Source organism: Streptomyces sp. NPDC006510 (assembly GCF_040611955.1).
Lineage (GTDB): Bacteria > Actinomycetota > Actinomycetes > Streptomycetales > Streptomycetaceae > Streptomyces.
On the sequence record NZ_JBEXPH010000080.1, the window covers coordinates 22,010 to 37,235 of the forward strand.

Sequence of the window (15,226 nt, forward strand, 5' to 3'; positions counted from 1 at the left end):
GTCCGTCCGACCAGCGGACGGGCCCCGCCGGTCACCGCGTATCCGCCGCCCGGACCAGCTTCAGATAGCGGTCCCAGTCCCAGTGCTTCCCCGGATCGGTGTGGTCCGTGCCCGGCACCTCCACATGCCCGACGATGTGCTCCCGGTCCACCGGCACCCCGTACCGCCCGCAGATCGCCGCCGTGAGCCGCGCCGAGGCCCCGTACATCGCCGCCGTGAAATCCTGCGGGCGGTCCACGAAGCCCTCGTGCTCTATGCCGACACTGCGCTCGTTGAACGACCTGTTCCCCGCGTGGAACGCCACATCCAACTCACGGATCATCTGCGTCACACGGCCGTCCTTGCGCACCACGTAATGCGCCGCCGCTCCGTGCCCCGGGTCCTGGAAGACCTTCACCGCGCTCCGGTAGCTGCCCTGGGTGACATGGATGACGACCCGGTCGATGGTGTAGTCGTCGGGTCGGTCGGCCTTCCGCCAGTTCGCCGAGGACGCCGCTATCCACTGGGCCCGCGCGTAATCCACCTCGCCGGGCTTGCGCGGCTTGTCCACACCCGGCAGCCGCCACCAGGCGTGCTCCAGCTTCTCCCGCGCCAGTACGGCCGTGCCCACGGCCGTGGCGGCAGCACCGATCAGCAGCCCGCGCCGACTGATGCCGTGCCCGGACTTCGTGCCCCCGGAGCTGTCGGCACCCGATGTCCCCTTGGTCCCCATGTGATCCACAACGCATATCCGAGAGCGTTCGGTTCCCGGCGCCCCGTACCCTGGTAGGGCTATGACTGAGACTTCCCAGCGCCCCCTCCGTGTGCTCGCCGCCATGTCGGGCGGTGTCGACTCCGCCGTCGCCGCGGCCCGCGCCGCCGAGGCGGGCCACGACGTGACCGGTGTGCACCTCGCCCTCTCCGCGAATCCGCAGTCCTTCCGTACCGGAGCACGCGGCTGTTGCACGATCGAGGACTCCCGCGACGCCCGCCGGGCCGCGGATGTGATCGGCATCCCGTTCTACGTCTGGGACCTGGCGGAACGGTTCCGCGAGGACGTCGTGGACGACTTCATCGCCGAGTACGAGGCGGGGCGCACCCCCAACCCGTGTCTGCGCTGCAACGAGAAGATCAAGTTCGCCGCGCTCCTCGACAAGGCCCTCGCGCTCGGCTTCGACGCGGTCTGCACCGGTCACTACGCCACCGTCGTCCTGAACGAGGACGGCAGCCGCGAGCTGCACCGCGCCTCCGACATGGCCAAGGACCAGTCGTACGTACTCGGCGTCCTGGACGAGAAGCAGCTCGCCCACGCGATGTTCCCGCTCGGCGACACCCTCACCACCAAGGACGAGATCCGCGCCGAGGCCGAGCGCCGCGGCCTCGCCGTCGCCAAGAAGCCCGACAGCCACGACATCTGCTTCATCGCCGACGGCGACACCCAGGGCTTCCTGGCGAGCCGCCTCGGCACCGCCGAGGGCGACATCGTCGACGAGTCGGGCACGAAGGTCGGCACCCACGAGGGTGCCTTCGGCTTCACCATCGGCCAGCGCAAGGGCCTGCGCATCGGCCACCCCGCCCCCGACGGCAAGCCGCGCTACGTCCTGGACATCTCCCCGGTGAACAACACGGTGACGGTCGGTCCGGTCGAGTCCCTGGACGTCACAGCCCTCACCGCCATCAAGCCCCGCTGGTGCGGCACGGCCCCGACCGCCCCCGGCACCTACACCGCCCAGCTCCGCGCCCACGGCGGCGAGACCGAGGTAACGGCCGAACTCGTCGACGGCACCCTGAACGTCACCTTCACCGAGCCGGTACGCGGCGTGGCCCCCGGCCAGGCGGTCGTCCTGTACGACGGCACCCGCGTGGTCGGCTCGGCGACCATCGCGACGACGGTGCGACGGGAGACGGCGGCGGCCGGCTGATCGCCGGGGCCTGGGCCGGGTACGCGGCCAGGGCAACCGTCACAATCATCCGGTCCCACTGCGGAATCATTAACCTCACGATTTCACGAGGTGGGCTGTCCGGCAGGTGATCAGCAACGCAGAAAGCGCCTCTGAACAGCCATCGGCCGGAGGCGCTTCCCAGGTGAGTAAACGTATCGAGTCGTACCCGCGTGTTCGGGTGTCGGGTGGCGGCAGAGGGGGCATCTCGCAGGCCGGCTGAGTCCTGCTGGTGGAGACGGCCCGCCGTACGGGCCTGGCCGCCGGGTTGTCCGCAGCGCTTGCGCCCTGGCGCGAGTCCAGAGCGGTGCACGACCCCGGCAAGATGCTGCCGGTCATCGCACTCGGCGTCGCCCCGGGCGGCGACTGCCGCCTGCTGCGGGCCGAGCCCGCCGTCTTCGGACCGGTCGCGTCCGATCAGACCGTCTCCCGTTCCCTCGACATGCTCGCCGCGGCCGGTCCCCACGCGCTCGCGGCCATCCAACGCGCGCGAAGCGAAGTCCGCGAGCGGGCCTGGCACTTGGCGGGCCAGGCGGCCCCTGACGCGGGCGGCGAGGTGATCGTGGACATCGACGGGGTCCTGGTCCTCGCGCACTCGCAGAAGGAACACGCGGCCGCGACCTGGCGGAAGACCTTCGGCCATCACCCGCTGTTCGCGTTCGTCGACCACGGCGGGCAGGGTCCGGCGGGCCCGTCGGCGCTCTGCTGCGGCCGGGGTCTTGTGGGTGGCCGACGGATGCCGGGCCGCCGCGCCAGGCGGGACTTTCGTCGTTGGCCGTCGCGACCAATGGCCGACGCGGAGCGGGTTGAGAGGGTCTTAACGTAGCCGGGTGACTCGTGTGGAATCTACGGCCCCTAAAGCATCGGCTCGCCAGGCACTGGCGGCGAGGCTGCGTTCGGCGACCTCGCGGCTGGCCGCCCCGGGCAGGGCTCTCTTGGCTCCCGGAATGTGGTCTCCCTGGCGCATCGTGGGCGAATCGCTGCTGAGCGTAGCGTTCGGGCTGCTGGGAGCAGGTCTCGCGGCCCTGGACCAAGGCGGCACCGTACGGATCGCTGCCGCCGGGCTGGCGATCGCAGCGCTGTCACTCCTGCGCCGGACGCTGCCCGCGACCGTGCTGCTGGTGACCGCCGTCGGCTCTGTCCTGTTCGGCGGTCTCGCTCCGTTGGTCCTTGTCGCCGCCTGGTCGGCGGGGCGGCGGATCGACGGGGTGGGCAGGGCCGTCGGCACCTTCGCCCTCGCATACGTCCTCAACCTCGGTCTGGCAGTCGTGCAGGCGCTGCCTCACCTCTCACTGCTCCGCTTGGTCTTCGACGTCCTGTGGCCGCTGGTCGCGATCATTGCGCCCGGCCTGGCCGGCCGCTACCGGTCGCAGCACCATACGCTGACCGACACGCTCCGGGAGTACGACGCCCAGCAGCAACGCGAGCGCGCGATGATCGCCGGACAGGCCCGGGCGCGGGAGCGTCAGCGCATTGCGCAGGACATGCACGACAGCCTCGGCCATCAGCTGGTGCTCATCTCGGTGCACGCGGGCGCGCTGGAGGTGGACCGCGAGCTGACCGGACGGCAGCGGGAGGCAGTGGGGGTGCTGCGCGAGGCGTCGGTGGCCGCGATGCACGAGCTGCGCGAGGTGGTACAGGTGATGCGGGACAGCACGGAGGTCCCCCACCAGGACCGCACCACCCCGGGCGTCGCGGCTGCGGCGGCGGAGGACACCACGGCGCTGTCGCGCGGGGTGGCGGGCATCGAGGGCCTGGTAGGAACGTCCCGGAGCGCGGGCGCGGCCGTGGAGCTGCGGCACTCCGGCGAGCCGTGCCCGCTTCCCCCGACCGCCGATCACGCGGCGTACCGCATCGTCCAGGAGGGCCTGACCAACGCCCACAAGCACGCCCCGGGCGCCCCGATCACCGTCGAGCTGCGGTATGAGCCGGACTCGCTGGTCGTGGAGGTCGCCAACGGACCCGCAACCGGGACGACGGACAACGGCCGGGGCGTGGTGAGCGGCGGCCAGGGGCTGACCGGGCTCGGTGAGCGGACCCGGCTCATCGGGGGCATGGCGTACGCGGGCCCGACGGCGGACGGCGGCTTTCGGCTGGCGGGCGTGCTGCCGTACACATCGCCGGAAGGCGGTGTCCCGGGCCCCGCGCCCGGCAACGTGGCGACGACGTTCGTTGATCCAACAGGCGCCTTTTGGCAGCAGACCCCGGGGGGCTCCTTGGACGAGGGTGGTCCCGTCATGAACGGGAACGGTCTGAAGGAGCTGGCCAAGGCAATGAGCAGGAAGAACGGAAGCGGCATAGCCATCGGCTGCGGGATGGCGGTACTGATTTCTCTGCTGCTGGTGATCGCCGCCGTCGGCGTCGGGGGATACGTCCTCCTGGACAAGGCGGAAAAGGCCAGGATCGAGCCGAAGCAGTACGACGCGGTGAAGGTGGGCCAGTCCGAGGCAGAGATCCGCAAGCAGTTGCCCAAGGAGGACCCCTTCCTGACCGACGGCCTGGAAATGGGTGCGCCGCCCGTGCCCGAGGGGGCGAAGTGCCTCAGCCTGACTTCCACGGAGTCCAGCAACAATCCGGACATGGAGCCGGTCTTCCGGTTCTGCTTCAAGGACGGCAAGTTGACCGAGAAGAAGTCCTTCGAGGTGAGGAACTGAGGAGTGCCGGGCGCTCGATCAGGGATGATGGCGAGTGACCGCAGGCAGACACTCAAGGACCGCGCAGGGGAGTCATGATCAGGGTTCTCGTCACGGATGACGAGCCGCTCATCCGGGCAGGCGTCAGGATGATTCTCTCCTCCGCCGACGACATCGAAGTCGTCGCCGAGGCGGTGAACGGCCGTGAGGCGGTCGAACTGGCCCAGACCCGCCGCGTGGACGTCGTGCTGCTCGACATCCAGATGCCGGTCATGGACGGACTGACGGCCCTGGCCGAGCTGCACCGGACCGTGCCTGACACGCGGGTGCTGATCCTGACAACCTTCGGGGAACAGCAGAACGTACTGCGCGCCCTGACCGGGGGCAGCGTGGGCTTTCTGCTCAAGGACTCGGCGCCCGCGGAACTCATGCGTGCGGTCCGGGCCGCCGCGGCCGGAGACGCGTACCTGTCGCCGGGTGCCACCCGCCGTGTCGTGGACTCGTTGGCGTCCAGCCAGAGCGCTCACCGTGCCGAGCAGGCCCGCCGCCGGCTGGACGCGCTGACCAGCCGCGAGCTGGAGGTCCTGGCGCTGCTGGGTGAGGGCCTGTCCAACGCGGACGCCGGGCGGCGGATCCATATGAGCGAGGCCACGGTCAAATCGTACGTGAGCCGGATCCTGACCAAGCTGGACTGCGAGAACCGAGTGCAGGCCGCACTGCTGGCACGAGACGCCGACCTGGGAACCTGACCACACCACTCGATGACGTTGATGCAGAGCCCGCTGCGGGGGAACCTCAGTCCGTATCGCCACGCGACGGCCCGGTTTCGCTGGTGGCCGGATGAACCCGCACCTGCGGGTTACCAAATATCCCATCGGCCGGGAGTAGCGCCTCGTGGCTGAGTCGGTCCGCGTGAGGGGCTGCCATGACGATCCCGCCCGAACGGCCCGATGGTTTCATCTGATCAGCGCAGGGCAGTGAGGTTTTCTCAACGAAATGATCTCGTGAGGTGACTCGGCCCAGGGGATCCCGCGAGCCGCCATGAGTTCTGCGGCGTCCGGCGGTCGTACTGTCGAACCCGCTACCGAGGAGGACTTCTGATGCGCAGCGTGACCTATTCGATGAGCGTCTCACTTGACGGCTACATCGTCGGGCCGGACGGCGACTTCGACTGGACGGCGCCCGGCGAGGATGTCTTTCGCTCCTGGATCGACGAGATTCGACAGGTCGGCGTCCACCTGTTGGGACGACGGCTGTACGAGACGATGCTGTACTGGGAGACCGCCGACCAGGATCCATCGCTCGACGACGCCATGCTCGAGTGGGCCGCGATCTGGAAGCCCCTCCCCAAGGTGGTGTTCTCCACCACTCTGTCGGCCGTGCAGGGCAATGCCCGCCTGGCCTCCGGCGGCCTCGCGGAGGAGATCGAGCGGTTGCGAGCCGAGCCGGGGGAGGGCGACATCGCGATCGGCGGCGCGACTCTCGCCGCCGAGGCGGCCGCGTTGGGCCTGATCGACGAGTACCGGGCCAGGGTCTACCCGGTGCTGGTCGGCGGTGGCATCCCGTTCTTTCCCCGGCACGAGCGCCGGGTGGATCTCGAACTCGTCGACACCCGCACCTTCAACTCCAGAGCCGTCTACCTCCGCTACCGCGTGGCGCGTTAGCCGGCTCGTCCGCCGAGCCCTGGGAAGAACGGGCCAGTCAGTGAGCAACAGGCGCGGCCGTCCCTCGTTCAGCCGAGGCCGGCGTTGCCGGCCTTCACCGCCAGCACAAGCGCGCGGAGTACGGCTCGGTTCGTCGTGACGATGTGCTCCGGGCTTTCGCTCTCGCGGATCGCGATGTCTGTGCCCTCTGCGGCGGCAACCTCGACGCAGTTGTTGCCGCCGCCTGCGCAGAACGAAGAGCGCTGCCAGTAACGTTCGGGCATGTCGTGACCTCTGCGACCCGCGCAGCCCCCGGATCGCGCGTACCACCCTCCGCGCCATCCTCAACGCCCACGAACCGGCCGAACTCAGCTACCGGGCCGAACTGTTGACGTCCGAGCTGACCGCCAACTCCGTACGGCACACCAAGGGGCCGGCCGCTGTGCGGCTCCAGTGGCGGCACCCAGTGCTCCGGATCAGCGTCCGGGACATGAGCCCGGATCTGCCCAAGCCGTACGTCCCGCCCGTCGCCCGCCACGCCGAAGCCGGGCGGGGCATGGCCATCCTCGAACTCGTCGCGGACCGATGGGGCGGGTGCGCCATAGGGGAAGGGGCGCTCGGGCCGGGCGGCAAGACTGTCTGGTTCGAGCTCGCGCTCGGTGCCTGAGCCGCGGATACAGCGGCGCCCCGCGCGACCACGTCCGACCCCCGTACGGGCGTTGGTCGCGCGGGGCGGGTCATGGGGTCAGGAAGTCTGACGCAGGCGGACGGGTCTGGCGAAGAACTCCGTGAGGACCGGGGCCACCGCCTGGGGAGCCAGGTCGCGGGTCTGGCCCGTCAGGGTGCGGTGGCGGGCGCGGGGGAGGGTCTCCGCGAGGGCGCGGGTCGCCAGGTGGGTCCGGGTGGGGCTGGAGCCGCCGCAGATCACCAGCGTGCGGGCCGTGACGGAGGCGAACCGCGCGGCCGGGATCGCGCCGTTGCCGAGCAGCGCGTCGTCGTACGCGAGGGTGTGCGCCATCTCCAACAGGCCGCTCCACAGCGGGGCGCGGCGCATCCGGGCGATCAGGTCGGCCGGCACACCCGTCACGGAGAGGAACAGCTCGACGGCTCCCGCACGGTCCCCGGTGGACAGCAGCCGGTGCAGTCGGGAGGTGCAGCACGCCTTGTACTGGAGGCCCGAGGCGCTCGGCGTGTACGGCGGTTCGTACACCGCCAGCAGGTCGACCGGGAGCCCGGCGGCCTGCGCCTCAAGGGCCAGTGCCCCGCCTGCGCCCACCCCGAACACCGAGGCCCGGCCGCCCACCGCCGTGACGAGTGCGGCCAGGTCCTCGATCTCGCGATCCACCACGTACGGCGACCTGTCGCCGCTGGAGCCACGGCCGCGCCTGTCGTACGTGACGACATGGAAGCGCGGCGCGAGCAGACGCGCCAGCGGCGCCTCGGTCGCCGCCGTGCCCAGCGAGCCGCCCACCAGGATCACCGGCGGCCCGTCACCCCGGCGCCGGTACGCGATCATGGTGCCGTCGCGGGAGAGAATCTTGTCCATGCGAGGGTGGACCGCCGGGCTCGGAGAAACTCATCGCTCCGGCCGAAGTTTTTTTGAGATTCTTCACATCGCCAGGTCAGGGCCGGTGTCTTGACGATCAGTCGGTGATGGTCTCGGTGTCGTAGAAGCAGAAGTGGTCCTTGATCGCGGCGACTTCGGTTTTCGGCTCCGGGTAGGCCCAGACGAGATCCGCGGCGCCCGGGAGCGACCAGTAGGAGGCATCTCCTTTGAACGGACAGTGAGTACGGGTGTCAGAGGCCGTCAGGAGTTCCGTACGGACATCCTCGGGCGGCAGGTAGTAGCGGACCGGACAGCCCGTCTCGCGCAGGACGAGCGGGCGCCGGCTCTCGGCGAGCAGCTGTCCGTCGCGGACCACCCGTACGTGCTCGGTGCCGGGCGCGACCGTGATGCGGTGTCCTGGTGAGGGAGTCATGTCGGGTACAGCCGAATCGGCGGTCGGTTTCTTCCCGGTTCCATCCCGCGGTTCCTACGTGGTGACCGGTCGTGTCAGTGGTGGCCCTTACGGTTGCTCCATGAAGATCTGCGTTTTTCTCTCCGCCGCCGACCTCGACGACCGCTACACCCGGCCCGCCCGCGATTTCGCGGAACTGCTCGGCAAGGGCGGACACACCCTGGTCTGGGGAGGCTCGGAGAGCGGGCTGATGAAGGTCGTCGCCGACGGGGTCCAGGAGTCGGGCGGGCAGCTGGTGGGGGTGTCGGTCGAGTTCCTGGCGGCGAAGGCGCGGGCCGACGCGGACGAGATGGTGATCGCGCGCGACCTCGCCGAGCGCAAGGCGCTGCTCCTGGAGAAGGCCGACGCGGTCGTGATCATGGTGGGCGGCACCGGGACGCTCGACGAGGCGACCGAGATCCTGGAGCTGAAGAAGCACGGCCAGCACGACAAGCCGGTGGTGCTGCTCAACACGGCGGGCTTCTACGACGGGCTGCGCCAGCAGTTCCAGCGCATGGAGGACGAGGGCTTTCTGCCCGTCCCGCTGACCGACCTGGTGTTCTTCGCCAAGGACGGCGTGGGCGCCCTGGCCTACCTGGAGGAGTGGTCCGGCCTGCGGTGACGGGACGGCGGGGTGCGATCATGTGGGCATGTCCACTCATGTCATCACCGGTGCCGGCTCCGGCATCGGAGCCGCTGTCACCCGCCGTCTGCTGGAGCGCGGTGACGAGACCGTGCTGCTGGCCCGCGACGCCGGTCGCGCCAAGGAGCTGGCCGCGCTGCACCCCGGCGCCCGTACCCTCGTCGGTGACCTCTCCAACCCGGACCGGCTCTCGTGGGCGTTCGCCCAGCAGGCGATGCCGGAGCGGGTCGACTCGCTGCTGCACATCGCGGGCGTCGTGGAGCTCGGCAAGGTCGGTGAGCTCACGCCCAAGGCCTGGCACTTCCAGCTCAACGCCAACCTGGTCGCGCCCGCCGAGATCACCCGGCTCCTCCTGCCGCAGCTGCGCGTCGCCCAGGGCCATGTGCTCTTCGTGAATTCGGGCGCCGGCCTCGCCGCGCACGCCGAGTGGAGCGCGTACGCCGCGAGCAAGCACGGCCTCAAGGCCCTCGCCGACTCGCTGCGCCACGAGGAGCACGCCAACGGCGTCCGGGTGACCTCCGTCTACCCGGGGCGCACCGCCAGCCCCATGCAGGCCAAGGTCCACCAGCAGGAGGGCAAGGAGTACGACACCTCCCGCCTGATCGACGTCGAGTCGGTGGCCACCACGATCCTGATGGCCATCGACCTGCCGCGCGACGCCGAGGTCAACGACCTGACGGTGCGCCCCGGACGCTGACCGCGGCGGCCCGGCCACCGCAGGCCGGGCAGGCCGACGGCGGCCTTAGGCTTCCCGTGTGAGCGAGAAGAGCGAGTTCAGCGGTTGCCCGGCCACCGGGATCGGGTCCATGCCCGGGGGAGACGCACGGGAGGCGGCGAAGACCGTCACCGGTTCCTTCGCGGGCGGCGAGGGCCTGCCGTATCTGGCGGAACTGCCCGCCCGAGGGCCCGGCGCGGACATGATCGGGCGGACCATCGGGCTGCTCGTCGACCTGTACGGGCACGTCGAGCCCAGCGGCTGGCGGATCAGCGACCGGCCCGGACGCGACACCCGCCGGGCCAGGTCCTGGCTCGGCGAGGACCTGGACGCCCTGGAGGAGTTCACCCAGGGGTACGAGGGACCGCTCAAGGTCCAGGCCGTCGGGCCCTGGACGCTGGCCGCCGCGCTGGAACGCCGGGGCGGCGAGGCCGCGCTCGGCGACCCGGGGGCCTGCCGCGACCTGGCGGGCTCACTGGCGGAGGGGCTGCGCGCCCACCTCGCGGAGGTGCGGCGCAGGGTGCCCGGCGCCGAGGTGATCCTCCAGCTCGACGAGCCGTCGCTGACCGCCGTACTGCGCGGGCGGATCAGGACGGCCAGCGGCTACCGCACCCACCGGGCCGTGGACCGCCAGGTCGTGGAGGGCACCCTGCGCGATGTCCTGGCAGCGGCCGGGGACGGGGCGACGCTCGTCCACACCTGTGCGCCCGAGGCGCCGTTCGCGCTGCTGCGCCGGGCCGGGGCCGGTGGCATCTCGTTCGACTTCTCGCTGCTCACCGAGCGTGAGGAGGACGCGATCGGGGAAGCCGTCGAGGGCGGCACCCAGCTCTTCCTCGGAGTGGTGCCGGGCACCGACCCGGCCTCGGGCGGATTGTCGGACCCGGGCGGTAGCGTCATGGGTGTCAGGACGCTGTGGCGCAGGCTGGGGCTGAATCCGGGGACTCTTGCGGAGTCCGTGGTGATCACCCCGTCGTGCGGGCTCGCGGGTGCCTCGCCCGCGTACGCGCGCGCCGCGCTCGCCCACTGCGCCCGGGCCGCGAGATCGCTCGCAGACAACCCTGAGTAACGGGGCAACGGGTAACGGGAGGACGAGACGATGGCCGGCGAACAGCAGACGGCGGTGCCCGCACAGGTCCAGGAGCAGCACATGCTCCTCGCCGAGCAGGTCGAGGAGCACCGCTTCCGGTACTACGTGAACGACCAGCCGGTCGTCAGTGACGCCGAGTTCGACCGGCTGATGCGCGAGCTGGAGGCGCTGGAGGAGACGTACCCGCAGCTGCGCACGCCGGATTCGCCGACACAGAAGGTCGCGGGGCCGTACCGGACGGAATTCACCTCCGTCGAGCACCGCGAGCGGATGCTCTCGCTGGACAACGCCTTCGACGACCTGGAGCTGGCCGCCTGGGGCGAGCGGATCGCCAAGGACGTCGGCACCACTGGCTATCACTTCCTGTGCGAGCTGAAGGTCGACGGTCTCGCGGTCAACCTCACCTATGAGCACGGGCTGCTGACCCGGGCCGCCACCCGCGGCGACGGCCGCACCGGCGAGGACATCACCCCCAACGTCCGTACGATCGCCGAGATCCCGCACCGGCTGAAGGGCGACCGGATCCCGGCACTGGTCGAGATCCGCGGCGAGGTCTTCTTCCCGATGGAGGCCTTCGAGGAGCTCAACGCCCGGCTCGTCGAGGCGGAGGACAAACCGTTCGCCAATCCGCGCAACGCGGCGGCGGGTTCACTGCGCCAGAAGGACCCGAAGGTCACCGCCACCCGCCCGCTGCACATGGTGGTGCACGGCATCGGCGCCCGCGAGGGCTTCGACATCGACTGCCTCTCGCACGCCTACGAGCTGCTGCGCGAATGGGGTCTGCCCACCGCCAAGCACAACAAGGTGGTGGACTCCCTCGACGGGGTACGGGAGTTCATCAGGTACTTCGGCGAGAACCGGCACTCCGTGGAGCACGAGATCGACGGAGTCGTCGTCAAGCTCGACGAGATCCCGCTCCAGGGCCGGCTCGGCTCCACCTCGCGCGCCCCGCGCTGGGCGATCGCCTGGAAGTACGCCCCGGAAGAGGTCAACACCAAGCTGGTCAACATCCGGGTCGGCGTCGGCCGGACCGGCCGGGTCACGCCGTACGCACAGGTCGAGCCGGTCGAAGTGGCGGGATCCGAGGTGGAGTTCGCCACCCTGCACAACCAGAACGTGGTGAAGGCGAAGGGCGTCCTCATCGGGGACACGGTGGTGCTCCGCAAGGCGGGCGACGTGATCCCCGAGATCCTCGGTCCCGTCGTCGACCTGCGCGACGGCACCGAGCGGGTCTTCGTGATGCCGACGCACTGCCCCGAGTGCGGTACGGAGCTGAAACCCATGAAGGAGGCCGATGTCGACGTCCGCTGCCCCAACGCCCGCTCCTGCCCAGCCCAGTTGCGCGAGCGCATCGCCTATCTCGCGGGCCGCAAGTGCCTCGACATCGACCACTTCGGGTATGTCGCCGCCGCGGCCCTGACCAAGCCGCTGGAGCCCGCCGAGCCGCCGCTGCGCGACGAGGGCGATCTCTTCGGTCTGACCGTCGAGGAACTGCTGCCGATCCGGGCCTATGTCCTGGACCAGGACAGCGGCCTGCCCAAGCGCGACCCGAAGACCGGTGAGGAGAAGACCGCCTGGGTCTTCGCCAACCAGCAGGGCGAGCCGAAGAAGAACGCCGTCGCCATGCTCGACGCCATCGCCGCGGCCAAGGAGGCGCCGCTGGCCCGGATCCTCACCGGGTTGTCCATCCGGCACGTAGGACCGATCGCGGCGGCGGAGCTGGCCCGTCAGTTCCGCTCCATCGACCGGATCGACGAGGCGACCGAGCAGGAGCTGGTCGAGGCCGACGGGGTCGGGGCCATCATCGCCGCCTCGGTGAAACAGTGGCTCGCCGAGGACTGGCACCGGGAGATCCTGCGCAAATGGCGCGAGGCCGGGGTCCGGATGGCCGATGAGGAGGCGGGGGAGGAAACCGGGCCGCGTCCGCTCGCAGGGCTCACCGTCGTCGTCACCGGCACGCTGGCCGACCACACCAGGGATGGCGCGAAAGAGGCGCTTCAGAGCCGTGGAGCGAAGGTGACAGGTTCCGTTTCGAAGAAGACCTCCTTCGTGGTCGTCGGTGACAACCCCGGTTCGAAGTACGAAAAGGCCATGCAGCTGAAGGTGCCGGTGCTGGACGAGGACGGCTTCGCCGTACTGCTCGAACAGGGGCCGGATGCGGCGCGCGAGGCGGCGGTGCCGGCCGAGGAACCGGCGCAGTAGGACCGGTCCCCGCCGTGGACCGGTGCGGCGGAACGGGCCGGTGGGTGAACGGCGAACAAGGAGGCTGATAAAGGGTGTAGGGGGACAGATGGGTGCAAGGTTTTCATCGTGTGGCCGGTTCACCCGATCGGTGCATAGCAGATGTTGACGGATGGTCGGTCCGCATTCGGGCAAGAGCGTCAGAGCGCTGCCCGTAGGAGCCTTCCGCGGCCTACTGTTGAGATGTGCACCTGCCGTGCCCGGCCGCGGGGTGGGAAACCGGGTCGTGGCGGCATGAAACGGAACCATCAGGTGACATCGGCACCGCCGGCTGTGAGAGGGACGGAATGAAACCGACCGAGAGCGCCGCACCGGTGTCGCGGCTGCAGGGTTTCGTCGGCCTCACGCCAAAAGTGGGTGCCGTTGCCATCGTGATCGCCGTTATTCAGATCGCGACCGGTTTCTACCGGACCGTGAGCGAAGGACACGCGCTCTTCCCCGACGGCAAGGCCGGCTGGTCCCTCGCCGTCCTGACCGGAATCATCGTCGGCCATCTGGTCGCGCTCGGACGCGACCGCTGGTGGGGCGGCACCGGTTCCGGGGCCTCCCTCACCCTGGCCGTGCTGCTGCTCTACGGCTGGGTGCCCGCCGGTCTGGTCAGCCTGGTCGTCGTCGTCCTCGTCGGCGTCGCCCGCAGACACCGCTGGTGGCAGGGGCTGCTGCACGGCGCGGTGGACATCCTGGGGATAGGCGCGGCGGCCCTGGTGCTCGCCGCGTTCGGCGAGGTGCAGACCGTCGAATCCCCCTGGCAGCCACTCGACTGGGGCATCGATGCCGTCCCCGGGGTCCTGCTCGCCGCCTCCACCTACCTCTTGGTCACCCGGGTCCTGCTGTGGTACGCGGGGGCACCCCAGGGCGGCGGACTGCCGACCATCGCCCGCACCGCCCTGCTGCGCCAGGGCCTCGTCGCCCTCGCCCTGCTCGCCATCGCACCGCTGATCTGCGTCGTCGCGATGGCCGCCCCCCTGCTCCTGCCGCTCTTCGCCGTCCCGCTGATCGCCCTGGACTCCGCCCTCTGGATCGCCCGGGCCCGCGCCGAGGAGCAGCTGCGCGACCCGCTGACCGGGCTGCCCAACCGGCAGTGGCTGCTGGAGCGCACCTGGACGGCCCTGGAGGACGCCGAATCCGTCGGCGCACGATCCGCTCTGGTCCTGATCGACCTCGACCGTTTCCGCGCGGTCAACGACACCCTCGGTCATCTGGCGGGGGACCGGCTGCTGTTGCAGATAGCGGAACGTCTCAGGCTCGCGCTGCCCCGCGGCGCGGAGGCCGCGCGGCTCGGCGGCGACGAGTTCGCGGTGCTCCTGCCGGCCGCGGACTCCACCACCAGCGCCCAGCGGGTCGCCCGCCACCTGGTCGCCGAGCTGTCCTCCCCGCTGGACCTGGACGGGCTGACCCTGGTGCTGGAGGCCAGCGCCGGAGTCGCTGTCTACCCGGACCACGCGCTGGACGCCGAAGGGCTGCTCAGGCGCGCGGACGTGGCGATGTACCAGGCCAAGCGGGACCGTACGGGCGTCGAGGTCTACGAGTCGAAGCGGGACAGCAACACCCCGGACCGGCTCGGACTCCTGGGCGATCTGCGCCGCGCGCTGGACGCGGGCGAGGTCGAGCTGCACTACCAGCCGAAGGTCCGCTTCGACGGCCAGGTGGCCGGCCTCGAAGCCCTGGTGCGCTGGGTGCATCCGGAACGCGGCAGGGTCCCCCCGGACGAGTTCATCGCCATCGCCGAGTCGTCCGGCCTCATGCCGCACCTCACGGAGTACGTCCTGGAGACGGCGCTGGCCCAGGTCGCCCGGTGGCGGGCGCAGGGGCTGTTCGTCCCGGTCGCGGTCAACGTCTCCCCGCGCGACGTCCACACCCCCGGGTTCGCGGGCGGCGTCGCCGCCCGGCTCGCCCGGCACGGCGTCCCGGCCGGGGCACTGCAACTGGAGATAACGGAACACGTGCTGCTGGAGGACCCGCAGCGCGCCGCCGACACGCTCGCCGGACTGACCGGGCACGGCGTGAAGATGTCCCTCGACGACTTCGGCACGGGGTACTCCTCGCTCGTCCATCTGCGACGGCTGCCAGTCAGCGAGCTGAAGATCGACCGCTCGTTCGTGGCCCGGCTGGCCGTGGACAACGAGGATGCGGAGATCGTCCGCTGCACGATCGACCTGGCCCACTCGCTCGGCCTGCTGGTCGTCGCGGAAGGGGTCGAGGACGACGAGACCTGGGAGCGGCTGCGGGATCTGCGCTGCGACGCGGTGCAGGGGTGGCTGGTCGCCGCGGCGATGCCGCCGCAGGAGACCACGGCCTGGCTGCGGGCGCGCGGCGAGCACGGCTGGCGGCGGCCGGCCGAGCTGGCG

General features: G+C 70.6%; 14 protein-coding genes and 1 pseudogene. 11 read left to right on the forward strand and 4 right to left on the reverse strand.

The window, feature by feature from the left end; genetic code table 11:
• Positions 1–31: 31 nt before the first annotated feature.
• Complete coding sequence (locus tag ABZY11_RS23410) at positions 32–712, reverse strand: N-acetylmuramoyl-L-alanine amidase (RefSeq protein WP_356481033.1); 681 nt, start codon at positions 710–712, stop codon at positions 32–34.
• A gap of 61 nt (positions 713–773) precedes the next feature.
• On the opposite strand from ABZY11_RS23410, the gene mnmA reads away from it, so the two are divergent.
• From mnmA to ABZY11_RS23435, 5 genes and pseudogenes are all read left to right on the forward strand, one after another.
• Positions 774–1,901: a tRNA 2-thiouridine(34) synthase MnmA gene (mnmA, locus tag ABZY11_RS23415; RefSeq protein ID WP_356481019.1), complete on the forward strand. Its 1,128-nt coding sequence runs from the start codon at positions 774–776 to the stop codon at positions 1,899–1,901.
• A 163-nt stretch (positions 1,902–2,064) separates the two neighbouring features.
• Positions 2,065–2,645, forward strand: a pseudogene (locus ABZY11_RS23420) (transposase); the annotation flags it as partial.
• 221 nt (positions 2,646–2,866) lie between these two features.
• Positions 2,867–4,573: a histidine kinase gene (locus ABZY11_RS23425; protein WP_356481020.1), complete on the forward strand. Its 1,707-nt coding sequence runs from the start codon at positions 2,867–2,869 to the stop codon at positions 4,571–4,573.
• A 74-nt stretch (positions 4,574–4,647) separates the two neighbouring features.
• A complete protein-coding gene (locus tag ABZY11_RS23430) occupies positions 4,648–5,301 on the forward strand; it encodes a response regulator transcription factor (RefSeq protein WP_356481021.1) in 654 nt (217 codons plus the stop codon).
• 351 nt (positions 5,302–5,652) lie between these two features.
• Entirely contained in the window at positions 5,653–6,216 is a 564-nt protein-coding gene (locus ABZY11_RS23435) for a dihydrofolate reductase family protein (RefSeq protein ID WP_356481022.1), read from the forward strand.
• Positions 6,217–6,284: 68 nt separating this feature from the next.
• On the opposite strand, the gene ABZY11_RS23440 is transcribed toward ABZY11_RS23435, so the two are convergent.
• Entirely contained in the window at positions 6,285–6,479 is a 195-nt protein-coding gene (locus tag ABZY11_RS23440) for a DUF397 domain-containing protein (protein ID WP_356481023.1), read from the reverse strand.
• Positions 6,480–6,583: 104 nt separating this feature from the next.
• On the opposite strand from ABZY11_RS23440, the gene ABZY11_RS23445 reads away from it, so the two are divergent.
• Positions 6,584–6,862, forward strand: a complete 279-nt coding sequence (locus ABZY11_RS23445; RefSeq protein WP_356481024.1) for an ATP-binding protein — start codon at positions 6,584–6,586, stop codon at positions 6,860–6,862.
• Between the two features lie 78 nt (positions 6,863–6,940).
• On the opposite strand, the gene ABZY11_RS23450 is transcribed toward ABZY11_RS23445, so the two are convergent.
• Both ABZY11_RS23450 and ABZY11_RS23455 read right to left on the reverse strand, forming a co-directional pair.
• A complete protein-coding gene (locus ABZY11_RS23450; RefSeq protein WP_356481025.1) occupies positions 6,941–7,741 on the reverse strand; it encodes an alpha/beta fold hydrolase in 801 nt (266 codons plus the stop codon).
• Positions 7,742–7,838: 97 nt separating this feature from the next.
• A complete protein-coding gene (locus ABZY11_RS23455) occupies positions 7,839–8,174 on the reverse strand; it encodes a DUF427 domain-containing protein (protein ID WP_356481026.1) in 336 nt (111 codons plus the stop codon).
• Between the two features lie 100 nt (positions 8,175–8,274).
• Between ABZY11_RS23455 and ABZY11_RS23460 the strand changes: the two genes are divergently transcribed.
• From ABZY11_RS23460 to ABZY11_RS23480, 5 genes are all read left to right on the forward strand, one after another.
• Positions 8,275–8,814 (forward strand): TIGR00730 family Rossman fold protein, encoded by a 540-nt coding sequence (locus ABZY11_RS23460; RefSeq protein WP_356481027.1) that lies wholly within the window; start codon positions 8,275–8,277, stop codon positions 8,812–8,814.
• 28 nt (positions 8,815–8,842) lie between these two features.
• Positions 8,843–9,532 (forward strand): SDR family oxidoreductase, encoded by a 690-nt coding sequence (locus ABZY11_RS23465; protein ID WP_356481028.1) that lies wholly within the window; start codon positions 8,843–8,845, stop codon positions 9,530–9,532.
• Positions 9,533–9,590: 58 nt separating this feature from the next.
• Positions 9,591–10,616: a methionine synthase gene (locus ABZY11_RS23470; protein WP_356481029.1), complete on the forward strand. Its 1,026-nt coding sequence runs from the start codon at positions 9,591–9,593 to the stop codon at positions 10,614–10,616.
• A 30-nt stretch (positions 10,617–10,646) separates the two neighbouring features.
• On the forward strand, positions 10,647–12,839 hold the full coding sequence (ligA, locus tag ABZY11_RS23475; RefSeq protein WP_356481030.1) for an NAD-dependent DNA ligase LigA: 2,193 nt from the start codon (positions 10,647–10,649) through the stop codon (positions 12,837–12,839).
• Positions 12,840–13,165: 326 nt separating this feature from the next.
• Positions 13,166–15,226: bifunctional diguanylate cyclase/phosphodiesterase (locus tag ABZY11_RS23480; RefSeq protein ID WP_356481031.1), on the forward strand; the 2,061-nt coding region annotated here is incomplete at its 3' end.

Coding starts and splice junctions, on each gene's coding strand:
- ABZY11_RS23460 (WP_356481027.1), top strand. CDS start 8,275: ATGAAGATCTGCGTTTTTCTCTCCGCCGCCGACCTCGACGACCGCTAC.
- ABZY11_RS23450 (WP_356481025.1), bottom strand. CDS start 7,741: ATGGACAAGATTCTCTCCCGCGACGGCACCATGATCGCGTACCGGCGC.
- ABZY11_RS23425 (WP_356481020.1), top strand. CDS start 2,867: ATGTGGTCTCCCTGGCGCATCGTGGGCGAATCGCTGCTGAGCGTAGCG.
- ABZY11_RS23435 (WP_356481022.1), top strand. CDS start 5,653: ATGCGCAGCGTGACCTATTCGATGAGCGTCTCACTTGACGGCTACATC.
- ABZY11_RS23430 (WP_356481021.1), top strand. CDS start 4,648: ATGATCAGGGTTCTCGTCACGGATGACGAGCCGCTCATCCGGGCAGGC.
- ABZY11_RS23410 (WP_356481033.1), bottom strand. CDS start 712: ATGGGGACCAAGGGGACATCGGGTGCCGACAGCTCCGGGGGCACGAAG.
- ligA (WP_356481030.1), top strand. CDS start 10,647: ATGGCCGGCGAACAGCAGACGGCGGTGCCCGCACAGGTCCAGGAGCAG.
- ABZY11_RS23465 (WP_356481028.1), top strand. CDS start 8,843: ATGTCCACTCATGTCATCACCGGTGCCGGCTCCGGCATCGGAGCCGCT.
- ABZY11_RS23455 (WP_356481026.1), bottom strand. CDS start 8,174: ATGACTCCCTCACCAGGACACCGCATCACGGTCGCGCCCGGCACCGAG.
- ABZY11_RS23440 (WP_356481023.1), bottom strand. CDS start 6,479: ATGCCCGAACGTTACTGGCAGCGCTCTTCGTTCTGCGCAGGCGGCGGC.
- mnmA (WP_356481019.1), top strand. CDS start 774: ATGACTGAGACTTCCCAGCGCCCCCTCCGTGTGCTCGCCGCCATGTCG.